The sequence below is a fragment of the Arthrobacter sp. CMU6 genome (genome assembly GCF_059090205.1).
On sequence record NZ_JBNHFL010000123.1, the window covers coordinates 1 to 279 of the forward strand.

The window sequence follows — 279 nt, forward strand, 5'->3', positions numbered from 1 at the left end:
GGCAATCTGGCCGGGGTGCGGCCGGAGCGCGTGCAGGTCTTCGGCCAGCACCGCGTCGGTACCCAGCAGGCCTTCAATGCTCATGGCGGCGGCGAGGTCGGCCGTCTTCAGCAGCCGGTGCAGGTCCGCCGAGGCCATGATCAGCATGCCCAGCATCCCGTCGGTGCCGTTGATCAGCGCCAGGCCTTCCTTCTCGCGGAGTTCCACCGGTTCCAGCCCGGCGGCTGCCAGCGCCTCGGCGGCAGGCACCAGTTCACCCTGGTTGTTGCGGACCTGCCC

The 279-nt window shown here is 70.3% G+C and carries 1 protein-coding gene; it reads right to left on the reverse strand.

Annotated features, from left to right (window positions below; genetic code table 11):
- Positions 1-279: aromatic amino acid lyase (locus AC5RWD_RS23345; RefSeq protein WP_494022283.1), on the reverse strand; the 279-nt coding region annotated here is incomplete at both ends.